Genomic DNA, 17894 nt, shown 5'->3' with positions numbered 1-17894 from the left:
CCGAGATCCCCGTTCGCGACGATCAGTTGTGGGCGGCAATCTCGCGCGGCGATTCCCGCCGCGCAAGCCTTCAGGCGCGACTACTCCGCGGCGATGACCGCGGCGAGCTGCGACTTGAGCGTGGCGCGGCGGTCCTGGTACCGCCGCCACTCCAGCGGCGGCGTGCCCTCCTCGCGTCCCTCGTAGCGCTCGTCGAGCGCCACCAGCTGCGCGAGCAGCGTTTGCAGCGGCGGCGCCTCCGCCGGCACGCGGGCCGCGCGACCGCGGCGCAGCGCCATGACCGCGCCGGCCACTAGCGCGAGCGCGGCGACGATCACCGCGATCCACCAGAGGCGCTGCCCCGCGCCCGGAGCGCCGCCGAACCGCAGCTCAGGGGCCGCGCCCGCCCTCGCCGTGTCGGCCACGAAGTGCGCGAACAGGCGGCCCTCGAGCGTCACGGGCTCCGCGCGGCGCAGGCCGCGCGCCGTCACGTTGCTGTCCTCGACCAGCACCTCGAGCCGCGCGGTAGGCTGGTCAATGAGGATCGCCAGCCGGCGGGCACCGCGCGGGACCACGTAGGAGACGACGACCTGCTTTTCGCCCGGTGGGAACGGCGCCGTCACGCTGAGCATCCCGTTCCCGTAGGAGACCGCCGAGGCCGAGACCTCGCTCTCGCCGACGGCGAACTCGGCGATGCCGTCGGGAAGGCGGGTGGTCCACGTCGGGACCGTGCTGTCAGCGGCGACCCGCGTCGTGGAGCCGGAGTTCCCGACCTGTATGATGTCGAGCACGGGACGGGAGCCGTCTTCCTTCGGCGCCGTCAGCACCAGGTGGCGGACGGAGACGCGGAGCGGCGGGCCGGCGGCGCTGGTGTCGAAGACGGCCAGCGCCAGCGCGCCGGCGCCGTCGCGCGCGGTCGCCGAGACCGGCTCGGAGAAATAGCCGATCCCCTGGTGGCGCGTGGACACGACGTAGACCGCGGTAGTGTCGCCGTCCGCGGCGAAGCGGAACCGGAACCGTCCCGACGGGTCGGTACGCGTCGAGTCGATGGGCCCCTGGCGGCTGGGAGTGATGCGGTGCGCGACCACCGTCGCGCCCGCGAGCGCCGTGGTGTCGGCGCCGCGCACCCGCACCAGGCGACCCGCGAGCACCAGCGGCCCGCGCGCCTGCGCTGGCAGCCAAACGGGAAGCAGGAGCAGCGCCGCGGCGGCGAGGCCGCTACGGCGTGAACTTGCCAAAGTCTTCCGGGTCGAGGTTCTGCAGGTAGGTCTTCAGCGACTCGCTGTCGAGCGGCCCGCCCTCGGGCATGGCGTCCATCATGTTCACCGCCGACACGTCGAGGAGGTCGGGGCTGGTGAAGATCGGAGCCTTGAGGCGCAGCGCCACCGCGATACTGTCCGAGGGGCGCGCGTCCACCTGGATCACGTCGTCGTCGCGGTAGATGTGCAGCTCGGCGAAGTAGGTGCTCTCCTTCACCGTCGTGATCAACACCTTCCTGAGCTCCCCTCCCAGCCCTACGATGACCTGCCTGAGGAGGTCGTGCGTCAAGGGGCGGCTGAACTTGATCCCGGCGAGCTCCATGGCGATCGCGCTCGCCTCGCTCGGGCCGATCCAGATGGGCAGGACGCGAGGACCGTCCTTCTCCTGGAGGATGACGACCGGACTGTTGGTGTTCCGGTCCAGCCCGAGGTGCGCGACGCGCACCTCGACCATGCCGTGGCTCTGCGAATCAGGTACCAAGGTCCCACGATGACAGGTAGTGCCGCTGTTCGGCCGTGAGTTCGTCGATCCCGACACCCATCGCCACCAGCTTGAGCCGCGCGATCTCGCGGTCCACGTCCTTCGGCACGCTGTGCACGTCGCGCGAGAGCGACGGGCCGTGCTTCACGAGGTATTCGGCTCCGAGGGCCTGGTTGGCGAACGACATGTCCATGACGCTGGCCGGATGCCCCTCCGCCGCCGCGAGGTTGATCAGCCGCCCCTCGCCGAGGATGAAGATGCGCTTCCCGTCCAGCAGGTACTCGGCCACGAACTCGCGGGCGGCGCGCGGGCCCTTGGCGACCTTGGCCAGCCCCTCGAGGTCGATCTCGACGTTGAAGTGGCCGCTGTTGGCCAGGATCGCCCCGTCCTTCATGGCGCGCAGGTGGTCGACGCGAACGACGTTGACGTTGCCGGTGAGCGTGATGAACAGGTCGCCGATCGCCGCGGCCTCCATCATCGGCATCACGCGGTAGCCTTCCATCTGCGCCTCGAGCGCCTTGATCGGGTCGATCTCGGTCACGATGACGTTGGCGCCCGCGCCTCGCAGCCGCATCGCCACGCCGCGCCCGCACCAGCCGAACCCGGCAACCACCGCGGTCGAGCCGGCGAGCAGCATGTTGGTCGCGCGGAGTACGCCGTCCACCGTGGACTGGCCCGTGCCGTAGCGGTTGTCGAACAGATGCTTCGTCTCGGAGTTGTTCACCGCGATGACCGGGAACTGGAGCACGCCGTCCTTGGCCATCGCCTTGAGGCGGATAACGCCGGTCGTCGTCTCCTCGGTCGAGCCGATCACACCCCGCAGCAGCTGGGCGCGCTCGTCGCTCGAGAGCCCCTCGACCCACTTCCGCACCGGCGGCGCGAGGTCGTCCAGCCGGTTCAGCGCGATCATGTGGAGCGCGCCCACCAGGTCGGCGCCGTCGTCCATCGTGATGTCGGACCGGTGGGCCAGCGCGGCCCGGATGTGCTCGTAGTAGGTCTCGTGGTCCTCGCCCTTTATCGCGTAGACGGCGATGCCGTGGTCGCGCACCAGGTGCGCCCCGACGTCGTCCTGCGTCGAGAGCGGGTTGGAGGCGCAGAGCACCACGTCGGCGCCGCCCGCCTTCAGCGTGATGGCGAGGTTCGCGGTCTCGGAGGTGACGTGCAGACACGCGGCGAGGCGCTTGCCCGCCAGCGGCCGCTCGACGGTGAACCGCTCGCGGATGAGCCTCAGCACCGGCATCGAGCGCTCCGCCCATTCGGTGCGGCGGCGTCCCTCGTCCGCCATCGCGAGGTCCTTGACGTCGAAACTCGGGGTCTTCGTGGCTACTGCCATTCTCGACTATCTCCTGGCGGCGGGCACCTTCGCGGCGCCGGCCAAACGGTTCGCGGCTTCACGGAGCTCGGCCGCACGGTCGGTCCGCTCCCAGTTGAAGAGGTCCACCATCATTTCGTTGCCCTTATCGACGCCGCTGACCTTGAGCCGCTCCGGCTTCCGGCCGAAGTGGCCGTACGCGGCGGTCGGGCGGTAGATGGGCTTGCGCAGGTCGAGCGCTTCGATGATGCCGAGCGGCGACAGGTCGAACTGCTCGCGCACCGCGTTCTCGAGCACCGGCTCGGACAGCGCCGAGGTGCCGAAGGTGTGCACCAGCAGGGATACCGGCTGCACCACGCCGATGGCGTAGGCTAGCTGCACCTCGCACCGCTTCGCCAAACCGCCCGCGACGATGTTCTTGGCCACCCAGCGCGCCGCATAGGCAGCCGAGCGGTCCACCTTCGTCGGGTCCTTCCCGCTGAAGGCCCCCCCGCCGTGCCGCGCGAAGCCGCCGTAGGTGTCCACGATGATCTTGCGCCCGGTGAGCCCCGCATCGCCCTGCGGCCCGCCGACCACGAAGAGCCCCGTCGGGTTGATGTGGTAGGTGGGGTCGCCGCCGTTGATCCACTCGCCCAGCACCGGCCTGATGACGTGGTCGATGATCTGGCGCGTGATCTCTTCCTTGCCGACCGTGGGCGCGTGCTGCGTCGAGATCACGACGGTGTGCACCCGGACCGGCCGGTCGCCCTCGTACTCGATCGTCACCTGCGACTTCCCGTCGGGACGCACCCACGGCAGCTCGCCCTTCTTGCGGACCTCGGACAGCCGGTGCGTCAGGCCGTGCGCGAGCTGGATGGGCAGCGGCATCAGGGCATCGGTCTCGTCCGACGCGTACCCGAACATCATGCCCTGATCGCCGGCGCCGCCCGTGTCCACTCCCTGCGCGATGTTGGGCGATTGCTTGTCGATGGACGTCAGCACCGCACACGTCTCGGCGCCGATGCCGAAAGACGCGTCGGTGTAGCCGATGGACTCGAGGGTCCCGCGGACGATGGCGGGGATGTTGACGTACGTCGTGGTGGTGATCTCGCCACCAACGATGGCCATCCCCGTGGTGACGAAGGTCTCGCAGGCGACCCGCGCGACGGGGTCGTCGAGCAGGATGGCGTCGAGGACCGCGTCCGAGATCTGATCGGCGATCTTGTCGGGGTGCCCTTCGGTGACCGATTCGGACGTGAAAAGCCAGCGGCGTTCGTTGCTCAAGTGTCGGTGCTCTCAGGAGTTCGGTTGAGGCGCAAGCTAGCCGCGCCGGAGCGGGCTGGCAACTATAACGAGGGATCGAGGAGGCGCAGATCCACCACCGCGCCGAGAGCCTCGCGGGCCCGCGTGGACACTTCTTCCGCGGTGCGGGCCTCGAGCATCGGCGCCACGCACGCCGCGGCGCTCCCGGCGTCGATCTGCCGGACCATCCACTTGACCAGCGGCAGGCTGGGCGCGGCTACGGAGAGTACGCGGTAGCCGAGCCCTATCAGCAGATAGATGGAGACCGGGTCGGACGCCATCTCGCCGCAGACCGAGACCTCGATTCCGGCCTTCGCCCCCGCCCGCTGCACCACCGCGAGCGAGCGCAGGATGGCCGGATGGTGCGGGTTGAAACGCGACGCAAGCCGAGCGTTGCCGCGGTCCACCGCCAGGGTGTACTGCACCAGGTCGTTGGTGCCGACGGAGAGGAAATCGGAGACCTCGGCCAACCGGTCGGCGATCATCACGGCAGCCGGCGTCTCCACCATCACCCCGACCGGGAGCCGCTCCGGCACATCCACGCCCGCCCGGCGCAGCACCGTCGCCTCCTCGCTGACCATCGCCCGGGTCTCGTCCACCTCTTCCGCACTCGTGACCAGCGGGATCATCAGCTTGAGGCGCGCGTGCGCGGCGGCACGCAGGATCGCGCGGATCTGCGGGCGGAACACCTCCGGCTGGTCGAGGCAGACCCGGATCGCGCGCCAGCCGAGGAAAGGGTTCCCCTCCGCGCTCATCTTGAACGCGGCCGGGAACTTGTCCCCGCCGAGGTCGAAGGTGCGGATCACGACGTCGTTCCCCGCGAACGACGCGCCCACGCGGCGGTACAGCTCCGCCTGCTCGTCCTCGGCGGGCATCCGGCCTCGTCCCACGACCAGGAACTCGGTGCGCATGAGCCCGATGCCGGCGGCGCGGTATCGCACCGCCGCGTCGAGCTCTTCCGGCAGGTCGAGGTTGGCACGCAGCACCAGCTCAGCCCCGTCGGTGGTGCGCGCCGGCAACGCCACCGCGGCCTCGAGGTCCTTGTCCAGCGCGCGCCGGCGTCGATCGCGGGTGTAAGCCGCTTCGATGTCGGCGGGCAGCGGCTGGACCTGGAGCGTGCCGGCCCAGCCGTCGAGCACGACCATCTCGCCCGTCGCCACCTTGGCCAGCACGTCGGGAAGCGCGACCACCGCGGGAATGCCGATCGAGTGGGCGAGGATCGCCGCGTGAGACGTCCGCGTCCCCTGCTCGCACGCGACGGCGAGCACCGCCTCCCGGTCGAGCTGCACGGTGAGCGACGGCGTCAGGTCGCTCGCCACCAGGACGACGGGGCCGTCCGGCCTCGCCTGGAGGATGTCGGGCTCGTCCACACCCAGCAACCGGGTCAGAACGCGGATCTCGACGTCGGTGAGGTCGATCAGCCGGTCCTTCAGCAGCGTGCTGCCGTTGGTCATCCAGAGGCCGCGCCACTCGAGCATCTTGAGCTCGAACGCCCGCTCGGCGGCGAAGTGGTTCTCCCGGATGAGCCGTTCGACGCCGGCCACCAGGTCCCCGTCGTCGAGGATCATGAGCTGGGCGTCGAAGATCCGGGCCTCCTCCGGGCCCGCGCGCACCGCGGCCTTCTCCCGCACCAGCGCGATGCGCTCCTTCGCGAACCCGAACGCCTCGCGCAGGCGCGCGATCTCGCCCTCCACCTCATCCTCGCGGATGGCGTGGTCGGGGACCCGTGGGATCTCCCAGCGCACCACCAGCGCCGGCCCGACCGCCACGCCGGGCGATACCGCTATGCCGTGGATCACCCGGTGCGGCACTCAGTCCTCCCCGAAGCCGGCGCGCACCAGCGCGCTCAACGCCGCCATCGCCGCTTCGGCGTCGTCGCCGTCGCAGCGGATGCGCAGCTCGCTGCCGCATTCGGCCGACAGCATCATCATCCCCATGATGCTCTTCCCGTTGACCTCCGTCTCGTCCTTTCGCACCGCGATGCTGGCCTTGAACCGATTGGCTACCTTCACGAACTGCGCCGCGGGCCGCGCGTGCAGCCCGAGCGAGTTCACGACCGGCACCGCCTGCTCCATCACGGCCACCACACCCCGCACACCGATGTCAGCGCCAGCACGGCCGCGGCGACGGCCATGCCGTTGGCCCTCGGCCGGGCTACCCGCACTATGAGCGCGAACAGCGGCGCGAGGACGGCGCCCAGGGCCAGTACTCCCCGCGGCGACCCGCTCAGCTGCCACCCGAGCAGGATCGGCAACGCGGCACCTACCAGCACCGCCGCGACCGGGCCGGCCATCTCGCTTCCGAACCGCAGCAGCGGCGACGTCAGTGCCGCAGCCACGTGCAGCCCCTCACGCCACCCGGCTTGGAGCGCCCACACCCGCAGGTAGACGTGCACCACGTTGTAGAGCAGCAGGAACGCCAGAACGGCCCAGGCGCGCGCGCCGAACCCGACCAGGATGAGCGCGACCGCCATGCACGCCGGCAGCCATCCCGCCCAGATGAGCCGGTCGCCCAGGGCGCCCAACGGCCCGCACATCGCGGCCCGCAGCCGCTCGATCTTCTCCGGCGCCTCGCCCTCCAGCTCAGCCCGGCCCGCCGCGCCGACGGCCAGGGCGCCGAGGTAAGGATGCGCGTTGAAGAACCGCGACTCGCGCGCCAGCGCCTCGTGGTACCGCTCGCCGGATGGCCCGCCGGGGAGCGTGCGCAGGATCGGCTCGACGGCGTACCCGAAGCCCACTCCCTGCATGCGCTCGTAGTCCCAGGCAGCCTGGAACACGAACAGCCGCGACAGCACGGCCCCGAGGGACGGGACCCGGAGCGGCGTTACGTCCACAGCACCGCCACCAGCGTACCGGCGCCGAGCCCGGCGCCGAGCCATCGCGCCGACGGCCCGTGCCCGAACAGCTGCCACGCGCTCCACAACCCTACCCCGACGCTCGCCGCCGCCAGCGCCAGCCGCGCGACGAGCGGCGCGACGCTCCACCCCCGCTCCAGAACCGAGGCCACCGCGCCCGCCCCGGCGAGCGCGAGCGCGGTCAGCACCGCGCTCCGCAGCGCGTCGCGCGCGAACCCCATCGCCAGGATCCGCCGCAGCACCGCGACGTCGCCCGTCTCGAGCACCGTCGTCCGCGCGCTCACCGACGCCGCGTTGGCGCGGCGCATCGCGTGCACCATCCACCCGCCGATCCACGCCGTCGCGAGCGCCACCAGCACGACGCCGAGAACGCCGGCAGTACTCGACCGACCCGACGACGCCACGACCGCCCCGGCGGCGACCGCGCCGGGACCCCAGTCGGGCAGCCGCGCCGCGCCCACCGGCAGCGTCTCCATCGCGAACAGCTCGAGCAGCGCGCCCATCGCAAGGCCCGACAGCGGGCGGCCCACGACCGCGCCGCCCAAGAAGCCGGCCACCAGGGGGCGTGAGAACATCGCTTGGGGCACGCTGACCACGTCGAGCCCCACCAACGTCCCGACCCCGATCACCGCGAGGACGGCTGCGAGCGTCACGCCATCAGCTCGTTGAGCGGGACGGCCCGGCCGGTCGGTACGTCCTGCGCGGTGATCTCCACGTTGCGGGCGGCGAGGGCGCGCAGCTTCGCCGCCTCCTCGTCGGTGAGGTAGATGTAGCGCAGCCTTTCCTTGCGCCCTTCGCGGTAGTGGATGCCGCCCAGGTTGACGCGCGTGATCGCGTCATTGGCGCCGGCGCAGAGCGCCGCCATGCCGTCGATGTCTCCGGTGAGCACGATCCCTTTCCGGGGGTCCGCCTCCCAGGCCGCGAGCTGCGCGGCCGCCTCCTCGACGCTCGCGAAGGCGACGTCCACCGACGGCGGCACGCCCATCCGGTACAGCTCCTGCTCCCAGTCGCTCGCGCGGACCTCGTCGTCCACCAGCACGATGAACTCGATCCCCATCGGCTGCCCCCACCCCACGACCACCTGCCCGTGGATCAGTCGGTCATCGATGCGGAAGAGGTCGATGCTCACCGGCCGATGCCCCCCACCGATGCGCGCCCCGTCTCCACCGCGCGCGCCGCCGCGTCCGCCGCGGGGAGCCCCCGGTGGAACGCGAAATCGAGGAGCATCGCGAGATTGACGCCGGTCACTACGCGGACGTCCGGGTGCAGCCGGACGAACGCACCCGCGCTGAAAGCGCACGAGCCGCCCGGCATGTCCGCGAAGATCACCCCTGCCCTCCCGCCGACCGCGGCCTCCAGCCGCGCCAGGATCGCCGCCCGGTCGCACCCGGTGTTGGAGACCGGGACGAGCCCGTGATCGTCGCCCGCGATCGCCCGCACCGCGGAGACCAGCGCCTCCGCGACCTCCGCATGCGCCAGGACGACACCCACCAGCGGCTCACTCATAGTCCTCTTCGAGGTACTCGCGGGCGGCACGCCGGCCCTGCATGCGGGAGATCAGCTTCTCGTTGAACTGGCGGGCCGAGTCCACGCCGCTGTACTTGAGCAGATGCCGCATCGCCACGACCTCGGCGATCACGGTGATGTTCTTCCCCGGGTTGAGCGGCACCACGACCAGGGGGAGCGTCACGTCGAGGACTTCGGTCTGGGCGCCATCGAGCCCCGTCCGCTCGTAGGCGGCGGTGCTGTCCCAGTCCTCCAGCCGCACCACGACTTCTATTCGCTTCTGCTGGCGCACCGAGCGGATCCCGAACAGCGCGGCGATGTCGATGAGACCGATGCCGCGGATCTCCATGAAGTGGTGCTGGTGCTCGTCCCCCCGGCCGATCAGCACGTCGTGCCCCAGCCGCCGCGCCACTACCACGTCGTCGGCGACGAGGCGGTGGCCCCGCTCCACCAGGTCCAGCACGCACTCGCTCTTGCCGATCCCCGACCGCCCGATGAAGAGGAGCCCCACGCCGTACACGTCCGCGAGCGAGCCGTGGATCGTGGTGTGCGGCGCGAACGCCTCCTGGAGGAACGGGATGATCCGGTGATAGAACTCCGCCGTCTTCAGGGCGGACCGCAGCACGGCGACGTCGCGCCGCACCGCGATGGAGAGCAGCTCGGCCGGGACCTCCTGCTTCTTGGTCACGAAGAGGCATGGGAAGTCGTACTTGAACAGCGTCTCGATCGACTGGGCCCGCGCCGCCGCGTCCAGCGAGAAGAGATACGTGACCTCCGTCTCGCCGAGCACGAAGACCCGGCCCGGCGCGAAACGCCCGGTGTACCCGGCCAGCACCAGCCCGGGGCTCGACGCCTCGCCGGACGGAAGCTCGCGTTCCAGCCCCGACTCGCCGGACAGCACGTCGAGGGCGAGCCGGTCACCCCGCAGCTCGAGGAGGTCGCGGATCTTCAGCGGGGGCCTAACGCTTTCCGGCCGCCGCGCGCCGGAGTTTCGGCTCGCGCTTGTCGAGCTGGCGCCGCAGCTTGGCGGTGGCGCGGTCCAGCGCGGTGCGGTGGTCGGTGGCCTGGGCGCTCGCGACCAGCACGGCGCCGCGCGCCGCCTTGAGGATGAGCTCAGCCGCCGCCCGGGGACCGTCGGTGTCGAAGGTGACCTGCGCGCTCACCGGCCGGTGGGCCAGGCGCGCCAGGCGCGCGACCACGGTTTCGGCGCGTTCTCGCAACGCGTCCGGGACTTCGCCGTGGCGGGCGGTGATCGTAGTCAGCATGGCATCGCTCCTAACCGCGCGGCCATGCGGCCGCAACGGTCTCGAGGTGGGACTCCGTTTCCTGCGCGGTGCGCTCCCAACTGAACGTCTTGGCGAAGGCGCGAGCCGCGCATGACAGCCGTTCCAGCCGGCCGGCGTCCTCCCCGATACGACCCATCGCGGCGGCGCAGGACGCGGCGTCGCCGGTGGTGAACAGAAAGCCGGTCTCTCCGTCGCGCACCGATTCGCGCAGCGCGGAGTTGTCGGCGGCGAGGGCCGGAGTGCCGCACCCGGCGGCTTCGAGGTTGGTGATCCCCCAACCCTCCTTGAGGGACGGCAGCACGGCCGCCCAGGCGCGACGGTACAGCTCGATCTTCTTCTCCTCGCTCACGTAGCCGAGGAACTCCACGCGATCCGCCACGCCGGCCTCGCGCGCGATACCCTCGAGACGCGAGCGGTCCTCCCCGGTGCCGGCGACCCACAACCGCGCCTCGCTCCACCGCCCGCCCACCAGTAGTCGCAGGGCGCGGATCGCCACATCTACTTGCTTGTAACGCTTCAACCGCCCCACGTACAGGAAGGTCGGCACGGACTCGCGGGGCACGGTAGGATCCGGCGTGAAATGCGCGGTGTCCACCCCCGGATAGATCACCCGGATCGCCTCGGCACGGAACCCGCGAGCCATCAGGTCGTCACGCGTGCCGATGCTGATCGCGTGCACGCCGGCGCGACCGTACACCCGCGGCATGGGCCGCTCCGCCGCCCACACCACCGCGCCGACGGGCCATGGCACCTCGCGGAACGCGGTCGAGCCGAAGAGGTGAGGCACGACCAGCACGAACGGGCCGGACCAGCCCAAAGGGAGGTTCAGCGGCACCTTGTTCACATCCTCGACGACGACGTCCGGGGCGACCTGAGAGGCAAGAGCGCGGAAGGCGCCCCGACCCGCCAGCGCGAAGCCGTAGCGCGACGACACCCGGTGGACCCGGATCCCGTCCAGCGTCGCTTCGGCCGCGGCCCCGGAGTAGCCGCTGCACAGCAGGTGCACTTCGTGGCCCCGCGCGACCATTCGACCGAAGATCTCGTGCAGGTGCACCTCCGCGCCGCCCGCCCGCGGGTTGGTACGGTCCTGCCAGTTTATTAGAAGTATCTTCACAACCGCCCAAGGTCCCGCGCCACCCGGTCGAGGATGCCGTTCACGAAGCCGGGCGACTTTTCCCCGCCGAACCACTGCGCCATCCGCACCGCCTCGTCGATGGCGACCTTGGGAGGGACGTTGCCCAAGGCCAACTCCAAGGTCCCCAGCCTGAGCACGTTGCGGTCGACCACGCCTATCCGATCCATCCGCCAGCGGTCCGCCGCGCGGCCGATATGCGCGTCCAACTCGGCCCGCCTCGCCACGGCCTGCTGAGCCAACGTCACGGCCGCCTCTTCGACCCGACGGCCGGAGGTCGCGAGCTTTAGCACGCCGTCCCAGCCGGCCGCGGCGCCGGAAGCCGCCCCTCCGCCGGCCACGTCCCACACATATAGCAGTTGAATCGCGAGGGCGCGGGAGCGCGTCTCAGCGCGTATCGGCATCGCGCGCCCCGAGCTGCCCCGCCACATCGAGCGCCGCCGCGGTCGCCTCGAACCCCTTGTTCCCCGACTTGCCGCCGGCCCGGGCCAGCGCCTGCGCCAGCGTGTCGCAGGTGAGCAGACCGAAACCCACCGGCACTCCATATTCGACGGCGAGAGCCATCAACCCCCGCGACGCCTCAGCCGCGATGATGTCGAAGTGGGCCGTCTCGCCCCGGATCACCGCGCCCAGGGCTACCACCGCGTCGTAGGAGTTGGGCACCCGCGACAGGTAGGGGACTCGCGCACCGCCCACCAGGAGCGCCCGCACCATCACCGGCAACTCCCACGCCCCCGGCACCCAGACCACGTCCACGCGCTCGTCCGGGACGCCGCGCTCAGCCAGGCACGCCTTCGCGCCGGCCAGGAGCCGCGCGGTCACATTCTCGTTGAATCGGCTGGCGACGATGCCAACGCGTCCCCCGAGGGGTCGCGCGCCCTGCGGGGTTTCGGCCATCAGTGAGTGAAGAGGTGGCCCAGCTTGTCGCGCTTGACGTCGAGGTACCCGGCGTTCTCCTCGGTGCGCGGCGGCACGATCGGCAGCCGCTCGACCACCTCGAGGCCGTAGCCGTCCACCCCGACCAGCTTCATCGGGTTGTTGGTGAGAATGCGGATGGACCGCACGCCGAGGTCGAGGAGGATCTGGGCGCCGATCCCGTAGTCGCGCAGGTCGGGCTTGAAGCCGAGCCGCTGGTTGGCCTCCACGGTGTCGTGTCCCGCGTCCTGCAGCTCGTACGCCTTGAGCTTGTTGAGCAATCCGATGCCGCGCCCTTCCTGGTCGAGATAGACCACCACGCCGCGTCCCTCCGCCGCGATCATCCCCATCGCGGTCTGGAGCTGCCACCCGCAGTCGCAGCGCGCGGATCCGAACACGTCGCCGGTCAGGCACTTGGAGTGCATCCGCACCAGGACGCCCGGCTGGCCGGCCACGTCGCTGAACACCAGCGCCACGTGCTCGGCCTGATCCACGTCGTTCCGGTAGCCGATGATCGACCACTCGCCGAACGGCGTAGGCAGCCGCGCCTCGGCCACGCGGTGCACCAGCCGCTCGTGCCGGAGACGGTGGGCCACGATCTGCGCCACCGTGATGAACGTGATCCCGTGTTCCCCAGCGAAGGCCTCGAGCTCGGGCCGGCGTGCCATGGTGCCGTCGGCGTTCAGCACCTCGCAGATCACGCCCGCCGGATAGAGCCCGGCCAGCCGCGCGAGGTCCACGCTCGCCTCCGTCTGGCCGACGCGCTGGAGCACGCCGCCCGGACGGGCCTGGAGCGGGAAGACGTGGCCGGGACGACGCAGGTCGCCGGGCACCGTCGCGGGATCTATGGCCAGCTGGATGGTCTTGGCGCGGTCGGCGGCGCTGATGCCGGTCGTGACACCGAAGCGCGCCGTGGCATCCACACTCACAGTGAACGCGGTCTCGTGCGCCTCGGTGTTGTGGTCGACCATCTGAGGAAGGGCGAGCGCGCGACACCGCTCGGGCGTGAGCGTGACGCATACCAGGCCGCGACCATGCAACGCCATGAAATTGACCATCTCCGGCGTGACCTTCTCGGCCGCTCCGATGAGATCGCCTTCGTTCTCACGGCCCTCGTCGTCCGCGACGATCACGAGCTTGCCCGCCGCGACGTCCCGGATCGCCTGCTCGACGGTTCCGAACGGCATCAACGCCTCCGCGCCTTGCCAGCCCTGTAGGGCGCCAGCCCCTGCATCACGAACCTGCCGACCTGGTCGGCCTCTAAATGTACGCGGGTCCCGGCTTTAGCTCCACCCAGGGTGGTGGCCTTCAGGGTGTGGGGGATGAGCGACACCTGCACCACACCGGTCTTCGGCAGGGCGTTGACAGTGAGGCTCACACCGTCCACGCATATCGAGCCGTGGAGTACGGAGAGCGCCCCGACCGGCCTGGGCACGCGGATGTCGAGGAGAACCGCGTCTTCCCGCACCTTCCGGCGTACGACCGTCCCGACGCCGTCCACGTGCCCCGACACCAGGTGCCCGCCCAGCCGGTCACCCACCTTTAGCGCGCGCTCCAGGTTGACCGGTCGCCCCGCGCGGAACGACCCGAAGTTGGTGCGGCCGCGGGTAGTCGTCACCGCCTGGAAGGCGAACGTACCCTTGCCTCTGCGGACGACGGTGAGGCACGCGCCATCCACCGCGATGCTCTCGCCGATGACGACCCCTCGATACGGGGCGGCGACCGTGATCTCGAACCCTTTCGCGGTCGCTTTCACCGCGCGCACCATGCCGACGGCCGTGACGATGCCGGTGAACATCAGGGCCGGTCCAGGACGAGGAGCGTGTCGGCGCCCAGCCGCTTACGCCCGACCGTCCGCCAACGCTTCGCCCGGTCGAGCCGCACGCCGCGAAGCGCACCGAACGCCGGTACGCCGTCGCGGCCCAGGAGCAGCGGTGCGGTGATGAGGTACAACCGGTCCACGAGCCCCTGCGCGAGCAATCGGCCCGCGAGCACCCCGCCGCCCTCGACCAGCAGGCTCTCGACGCCGCGGGACTTCAGCGCGCGCAGCTGGCGGCGAAGCCCAGCCGCCATCACGAGGTCCACGCCCCGGAGACGCAGCGCCTCGACGTTGGTCCGGGGCGCCTTCGGTGCCGCAAGGACGAGCACCGGCGGCGCCAGCTCCCGCACCAGGGTGGCATCGGTCGGCGTCTCAGCGCGATTGTCGAACACGACGCGCAGCGGCACCGCGAGCGGGGTGAGCGTGCCGCGCACCGTGAGCCGAGGGTCGTCGGCGCGCACGGTGCCCACGCCGACCGCGATGGCGTCGAACCCGGCGCGCAGCCAGTGCGTCCACGCCCGCGCGTCGGCGCCCGTGAGCCACTTCGAGCGGCGCCCGCGGTCGGCGATGCTCCCGTCGAGCGACACCGCGAGCTTCACCGCCACGAACGGGCGGTCCTGCGCCGCGTGGCGGTGGAAGAACGCCGCGTTCTGCGCCCGGACGTCCGGGTCCAGGAGCCCATGCTCGATCGCGAGACCAGCCTTCCGCAGCACCCGGGCGCCGCCGCGTGCCCGCGGATCGGCGTCGGGGGCGGCGAACACCACGCGCCGGATGCCGGCGGCGACGATCGCCTCGGTGCACGGCGGTGTCTTGCCCTGGTGGGTGCAGGGCTCGAGCGTCACGACGAGGTCCGCGCCACGCGCCCGCTTCCCGGCCGCGCGCAGGGCGACCACCTCGCCGTGGGGGCCGCCGAACTCCGCGTGGTACCCCTCGCCCACGACCTTGCCGCCCCGAAGCACCAGCGCGCCGACGAGCGGATTGCTCCCGACGCGCCCCCAGCCGCCCCAGGCAAGGGCGATCGCACGCTCCATCGCCTCGCGGTCGTTCACGGTTCAGACGCTCCGGCCGCCGGTCGGACGCTCCCAGCGCACTTCGCCGGAGCCAGGCACGACCTCACCGATGGTCCACGTCTCGACGCCGGCGCTCTTCGCCGCCGCACCAGCCTGGTCCACCGCTTCCACCGGGCAGACCGCGATGAGGCCCAGGCCGAGGTTGAACACCTGGCGCATCTCCTCGTTACCGATGCCGCCACCCGCCTGCACGACCCGGCACGCCGCCGGAATGGGCCAGCTTCCCTCACGAACGACGGCGTCCACCTTCGCGGGCAGCACGCGCACCAGGTTGCCGGGGATCCCGCCGCCGGTGATGTGCGCCAGCGCGTGTACCGCGGCTCGCGCCGGCCAGACCGCGGCGAAATAGCTACGGTGCACGGCGAGCAGCACGTCGGCCACCGAGGCGCCCGCCTCGGGGAACGGGTCGTCGAGCCCGAGCGCCATGTCACCGAAGACGACGCGCCGGAGCAGTGAGTAGCCGTTGGTGTGGAAGCCGTTCGCGGCGTAGCCCACGAGCACGTCGCCGGCGCGCACCCTGTCCCCGTGCAGCGCCTCTCCCTCCGACACCACGCCGAGGATCGTGCCCGCGAGGTCGTATTCGCCGGCGCGATATACGTCAGGCATCTCCGCCGTCTCACCGCCCACCAGCGGCATGCCGTGCGCCCGGCAGCCGCGCGCCACCCCGCTCACCACCTCCGCGGCGACCATCGCGTCGAGGCGGCCGGACGCGAAGTAGTCGAGGAACCCGATGGGCCTGGCTCGGTGGACCAGGATGTCGTTCACGCAGTGGTTGACGAGGTCCTCGCCAACCGTGTCGTGGCGTTGGGCGCGGATGGCGACGAGCACCTTGGTGCCCACGCCGTCCGTCGAGGCGACCAGAACCGGGTCCTTCACCTCCGAGGGGATGCGCACCAGCCCGCCGAACGAGCCCACCGCGCCCAGGCTCGCGGCGGTTCGCGTGCCGCGCACCAGCTCCGCGATGCGCTGCTTGGCGTCCTCCGCGGCGCCGAGGTCCACGCCGGCGGCGCGGTACCGGTCAGCCGATGTCGGGCTTGGCACCGGACTCGGGGTCGAAGTGCACGAGGTCGCGATAGGCCAGCACCCGGTTCACCACGTCGGCCGCGGTGATCTCCTCGAAGCGCTGTACCGAGAACCGTTCGACCGCGAACGAGCCCATCGCCGAGCCGTAGACCATGGCGAGCCTGAGGTTGGCGGGCGAGAGGTTGTTGGTGTGGGCGAGGTGAGCCATGAAGCCGCCCGCGAAGGCATCGCCCGCGCCGGTCGGGTCGAAGATGTCCTCCAGCGGGAAGGCGGGGACGTAGAAGATGCGGCCGCTGCGCTCGACGAGCACCGCCCCGTGCTCGCCCTTCTTGATGACGACGTACATGGGGCCCCGCTTCAGGACCCAGCGCGCGGCGCGGTGGATGTGCCAGTCGCCCGACAGCTCGCGGATCTCGGCGTCGTTCACCATCAGCACATCCACGCGCTCGAGCAACTTGAGAAGCGCGGTGCGCTTCCCCTGGATCCAGTAGTTCATGGTGTCGCAGGCGACGAGCCGCGGCTTGCGCACCTGCTCGAGCACCTCGAGCTGGAGCTCGGGGTCGATGTTGCCGAGGAAGACGTACTGCGCGTCGCGGAACTCCGGCGGGATCTTCGGCTTGAAGTTCGCGAAGACGCCGAGCCGCGTGTCCAGCGTGTCACGCGAGGAGAGGTCGAAGCCGTATCGTCCGGCCCAGCGGAAGCTCTCACCGTCGGCCACGGTGAGGCCCCTGAGGTCGATGCCGCGCTCGGCCAGCCGTTTCAGCTCGTCCATCGGGTAATCGCGCCCCACCACGCCGACCAGCTGCACCGGATGGAGCAGCGAGCCCGCGACACCGAAGAACACGGCCGAGCCTCCGAGCGCCTCATTAGCCTGACCGAACGGCGTCTCGACCGAATCGAGCGCCACGCTCCCCACCACGAGCAATCCCATGACTACGCTCCTGACCCGGCCGGTCGCACCAAGGGTACCGCTCCCCGCTCCCCGTTCACATCCGCTCCGGAGCCGTGAGTCCCAGAATCGACAGCCCGTTCGCGAGCACGATCTTCGTCGCGCGGGCCAGCGCGAGGCGCGCCCGCTCCACCGCCGGTGGTTCGCCGAGTACCCGGCAGCGGTGATACCAGAGATGCGCCGCGCGCGCCAGCTCCTCCAGGTACGCGGTGACTCGCTGCGGTTCCAGCGCCTCCGCCGCGCGACGGACCGCCAGCGGATAGCGGCCCAGGAGCTTGATCAGGTCCGCCTCGCTGGGGTCCGGCAGCGCCGCCACATCGACGCCGTCGAACGTCACACTCTCCGGACTAATCTCGCCAACCCGGAAGATGCCGCTCATCCGCGCGTGCGCCATCTGGACGTAGAAGACCGGGTTCTCGTCGGTCTGGCTGGTGGCGAGGTCGATGTCGAACGCGAACGGCGTGTCGCTGCGGCGCATGAGGAAGAAGTAACGCGCCGCGTCCACGCCCACCTCCTCCACCAGGTCCCGCAACGCGACGAAATCTCCGGCGCGCTTGGACATGCGCACTTCCTCCCCGTGGCGCAGCACGGTGACCAGCTGGACGATGAGCGCCTCGAAGAAGTGCTCGCCGTGGCCGAGGGCCATCATGGCGGCGCGCATCCGGGGCACGTAGCCGTGGTGGTCCGCGCCCCAGATGTCTACGGCGCGGTCGAAACCACGGGAAGCCTTGTCCTCGTGGTACGCGATGTCGGGGGTGAAGTAGGTGTAGCTGCCGTCGGACTTCCTCAGCACCCGGTCCTTGTCGTCGGCGTGGGCGGTGGTCCGCAACCAGAGAGCGCCATCCTCCTCGAAGAGGGCATCGCGCGACTTCAGTGAGGCAAGCGTCTTCTCGATCGCGTGCTCGGTGTAGAGCCGGCTCTCGTCGAAGAAAACGTCGAACCTCACCCGGAACTGCTCGAGCGTCTCACGCTGCTCGGCCTTCATGGCCTCAACCGCCACCGCGCGGCATGCCTCGATCCCCTCGGCG

Annotated in this window: 21 protein-coding genes; all 21 read right to left on the bottom strand. The window is 70.9% G+C overall.

The genetic code is table 11. The features are described from left to right. Positions 1-80: 80 nt before the first annotated feature. Positions 81-1217, bottom strand: coding sequence for a hypothetical protein (locus tag Q8Q85_05210; GenBank protein MDP3773648.1), 1137 nt, complete (start codon positions 1215-1217; stop codon positions 81-83). Beyond that, positions 1198-1692 carry a bifunctional nuclease family protein gene (locus Q8Q85_05205; GenBank protein ID MDP3773647.1) on the bottom strand — a complete coding sequence of 165 codons (495 nt, stop codon included), beginning with the start codon at positions 1690-1692 and terminating at the stop codon, positions 1198-1200. Before Q8Q85_05205 ends, Q8Q85_05210 begins: the two co-directional genes overlap by 20 nt. Positions 1693-1708: 16 nt before the next feature. Beyond that, positions 1709-3052 carry an adenosylhomocysteinase gene (gene ahcY / locus Q8Q85_05200; protein ID MDP3773646.1) on the bottom strand — a complete coding sequence of 448 codons (1344 nt, stop codon included), beginning with the start codon at positions 3050-3052 and terminating at the stop codon, positions 1709-1711. Between the two features lie 6 nt (positions 3053-3058). Next, entirely contained in the window at positions 3059-4294 is a 1236-nt protein-coding gene (metK, locus tag Q8Q85_05195) for a methionine adenosyltransferase (protein MDP3773645.1), read from the bottom strand. Positions 4295-4356: 62 nt separating this feature from the next. After that, positions 4357-6123 carry a phosphoenolpyruvate--protein phosphotransferase gene (ptsP, locus tag Q8Q85_05190; protein ID MDP3773644.1) on the bottom strand — a complete coding sequence of 589 codons (1767 nt, stop codon included), beginning with the start codon at positions 6121-6123 and terminating at the stop codon, positions 4357-4359. Beyond that, on the bottom strand, positions 6124-6408 hold the full coding sequence (locus tag Q8Q85_05185; protein ID MDP3773643.1) for an HPr family phosphocarrier protein: 285 nt from the start codon (positions 6406-6408) through the stop codon (positions 6124-6126). It lies immediately after the preceding gene. Continuing rightward, a complete protein-coding gene (locus Q8Q85_05180) occupies positions 6387-7145 on the bottom strand; it encodes a PTS system mannose/fructose/sorbose family transporter subunit IID (GenBank protein ID MDP3773642.1) in 759 nt (252 codons plus the stop codon). The genes Q8Q85_05185 and Q8Q85_05180 overlap by 22 nt, the downstream gene beginning before the upstream one ends. Continuing rightward, positions 7136-7819 (bottom strand): PTS sugar transporter subunit IIC, encoded by a 684-nt coding sequence (locus tag Q8Q85_05175; protein MDP3773641.1) that lies wholly within the window; start codon positions 7817-7819, stop codon positions 7136-7138. Before Q8Q85_05175 ends, Q8Q85_05180 begins: the two co-directional genes overlap by 10 nt. Continuing rightward, positions 7816-8295: a PTS sugar transporter subunit IIB gene (locus Q8Q85_05170; protein ID MDP3773640.1), complete on the bottom strand. Its 480-nt coding sequence runs from the start codon at positions 8293-8295 to the stop codon at positions 7816-7818. The genes Q8Q85_05175 and Q8Q85_05170 overlap by 4 nt, the downstream gene beginning before the upstream one ends. Then, on the bottom strand, positions 8292-8672 hold the full coding sequence (locus tag Q8Q85_05165; GenBank protein MDP3773639.1) for a hypothetical protein: 381 nt from the start codon (positions 8670-8672) through the stop codon (positions 8292-8294). The genes Q8Q85_05170 and Q8Q85_05165 overlap by 4 nt, the downstream gene beginning before the upstream one ends. Further along, the gene (gene hprK / locus Q8Q85_05160; protein MDP3773638.1) at positions 8665-9618 is read right to left on the bottom strand and encodes an HPr(Ser) kinase/phosphatase; all 954 of its coding nucleotides are present in this window, start codon (positions 9616-9618) and stop codon (positions 8665-8667) included. Before hprK ends, Q8Q85_05165 begins: the two co-directional genes overlap by 8 nt. A gap of 13 nt (positions 9619-9631) precedes the next feature. Continuing rightward, a complete protein-coding gene (gene raiA, locus Q8Q85_05155; protein MDP3773637.1) occupies positions 9632-9937 on the bottom strand; it encodes a ribosome-associated translation inhibitor RaiA in 306 nt (101 codons plus the stop codon). A gap of 10 nt (positions 9938-9947) precedes the next feature. Then, positions 9948-11072 carry a glycosyltransferase family 4 protein gene (locus Q8Q85_05150; protein ID MDP3773636.1) on the bottom strand — a complete coding sequence of 375 codons (1125 nt, stop codon included), beginning with the start codon at positions 11070-11072 and terminating at the stop codon, positions 9948-9950. Continuing rightward, positions 11069-11494, bottom strand: a complete 426-nt coding sequence (nusB, locus tag Q8Q85_05145; GenBank protein ID MDP3773635.1) for a transcription antitermination factor NusB — start codon at positions 11492-11494, stop codon at positions 11069-11071. The genes Q8Q85_05150 and nusB overlap by 4 nt, the downstream gene beginning before the upstream one ends. Further along, complete coding sequence (gene ribH, locus Q8Q85_05140; protein ID MDP3773634.1) at positions 11478-11987, bottom strand: 6,7-dimethyl-8-ribityllumazine synthase; 510 nt, start codon at positions 11985-11987, stop codon at positions 11478-11480. The genes nusB and ribH overlap by 17 nt, the downstream gene beginning before the upstream one ends. Further along, on the bottom strand, positions 11987-13192 hold the full coding sequence (locus tag Q8Q85_05135; GenBank protein MDP3773633.1) for a bifunctional 3,4-dihydroxy-2-butanone-4-phosphate synthase/GTP cyclohydrolase II: 1206 nt from the start codon (positions 13190-13192) through the stop codon (positions 11987-11989). The genes ribH and Q8Q85_05135 overlap by 1 nt, the downstream gene beginning before the upstream one ends. Continuing rightward, positions 13192-13803: a riboflavin synthase gene (locus Q8Q85_05130; protein MDP3773632.1), complete on the bottom strand. Its 612-nt coding sequence runs from the start codon at positions 13801-13803 to the stop codon at positions 13192-13194. Before Q8Q85_05130 ends, Q8Q85_05135 begins: the two co-directional genes overlap by 1 nt. Continuing rightward, the gene (ribD, locus tag Q8Q85_05125; GenBank protein MDP3773631.1) at positions 13803-14873 is read right to left on the bottom strand and encodes a bifunctional diaminohydroxyphosphoribosylaminopyrimidine deaminase/5-amino-6-(5-phosphoribosylamino)uracil reductase RibD; all 1071 of its coding nucleotides are present in this window, start codon (positions 14871-14873) and stop codon (positions 13803-13805) included. Before ribD ends, Q8Q85_05130 begins: the two co-directional genes overlap by 1 nt. A 3-nt stretch (positions 14874-14876) precedes the next feature. Next, entirely contained in the window at positions 14877-15935 is a 1059-nt protein-coding gene (gene purM / locus Q8Q85_05120; GenBank protein ID MDP3773630.1) for a phosphoribosylformylglycinamidine cyclo-ligase, read from the bottom strand. Then, positions 15913-16848, bottom strand: a complete 936-nt coding sequence (locus Q8Q85_05115; GenBank protein ID MDP3773629.1) for a PfkB family carbohydrate kinase — start codon at positions 16846-16848, stop codon at positions 15913-15915. Before Q8Q85_05115 ends, purM begins: the two co-directional genes overlap by 23 nt. Before the next feature lie 55 nt (positions 16849-16903). After that, the coding region (gene argS / locus Q8Q85_05110) for an arginine--tRNA ligase (GenBank protein MDP3773628.1) at positions 16904-17894 on the bottom strand (991 nt) is incomplete at its 5' end.

It is taken from the genome of Gemmatimonadales bacterium, assembly GCA_030697825.1.
GTDB lineage: Bacteria > Gemmatimonadota > Gemmatimonadetes > Gemmatimonadales > JACORV01 > JACORV01.
The sequence above is the reverse complement of the archived record's forward strand: the minus strand, read 5'-3'. Positions and strand labels throughout refer to the sequence as shown.

Coding starts and splice junctions, on each gene's coding strand:
- Q8Q85_05130 (MDP3773632.1), bottom strand. CDS start 13,803: ATGTTCACCGGCATCGTCACGGCCGTCGGCATGGTGCGCGCGGTGAAA.
- nusB (MDP3773635.1), bottom strand. CDS start 11,494: ATGCCGATACGCGCTGAGACGCGCTCCCGCGCCCTCGCGATTCAACTG.
- Q8Q85_05135 (MDP3773633.1), bottom strand. CDS start 13,192: ATGCCGTTCGGAACCGTCGAGCAGGCGATCCGGGACGTCGCGGCGGGC.
- raiA (MDP3773637.1), bottom strand. CDS start 9,937: ATGCTGACTACGATCACCGCCCGCCACGGCGAAGTCCCGGACGCGTTG.
- Q8Q85_05165 (MDP3773639.1), bottom strand. CDS start 8,672: ATGAGTGAGCCGCTGGTGGGTGTCGTCCTGGCGCATGCGGAGGTCGCG.
- ahcY (MDP3773646.1), bottom strand. CDS start 3,052: ATGGCAGTAGCCACGAAGACCCCGAGTTTCGACGTCAAGGACCTCGCG.
- Q8Q85_05115 (MDP3773629.1), bottom strand. CDS start 16,848: ATGGGATTGCTCGTGGTGGGGAGCGTGGCGCTCGATTCGGTCGAGACG.
- Q8Q85_05205 (MDP3773647.1), bottom strand. CDS start 1,692: ATGGTCGAGGTGCGCGTCGCGCACCTCGGGCTGGACCGGAACACCAAC.
- ribH (MDP3773634.1), bottom strand. CDS start 11,987: ATGGCCGAAACCCCGCAGGGCGCGCGACCCCTCGGGGGACGCGTTGGC.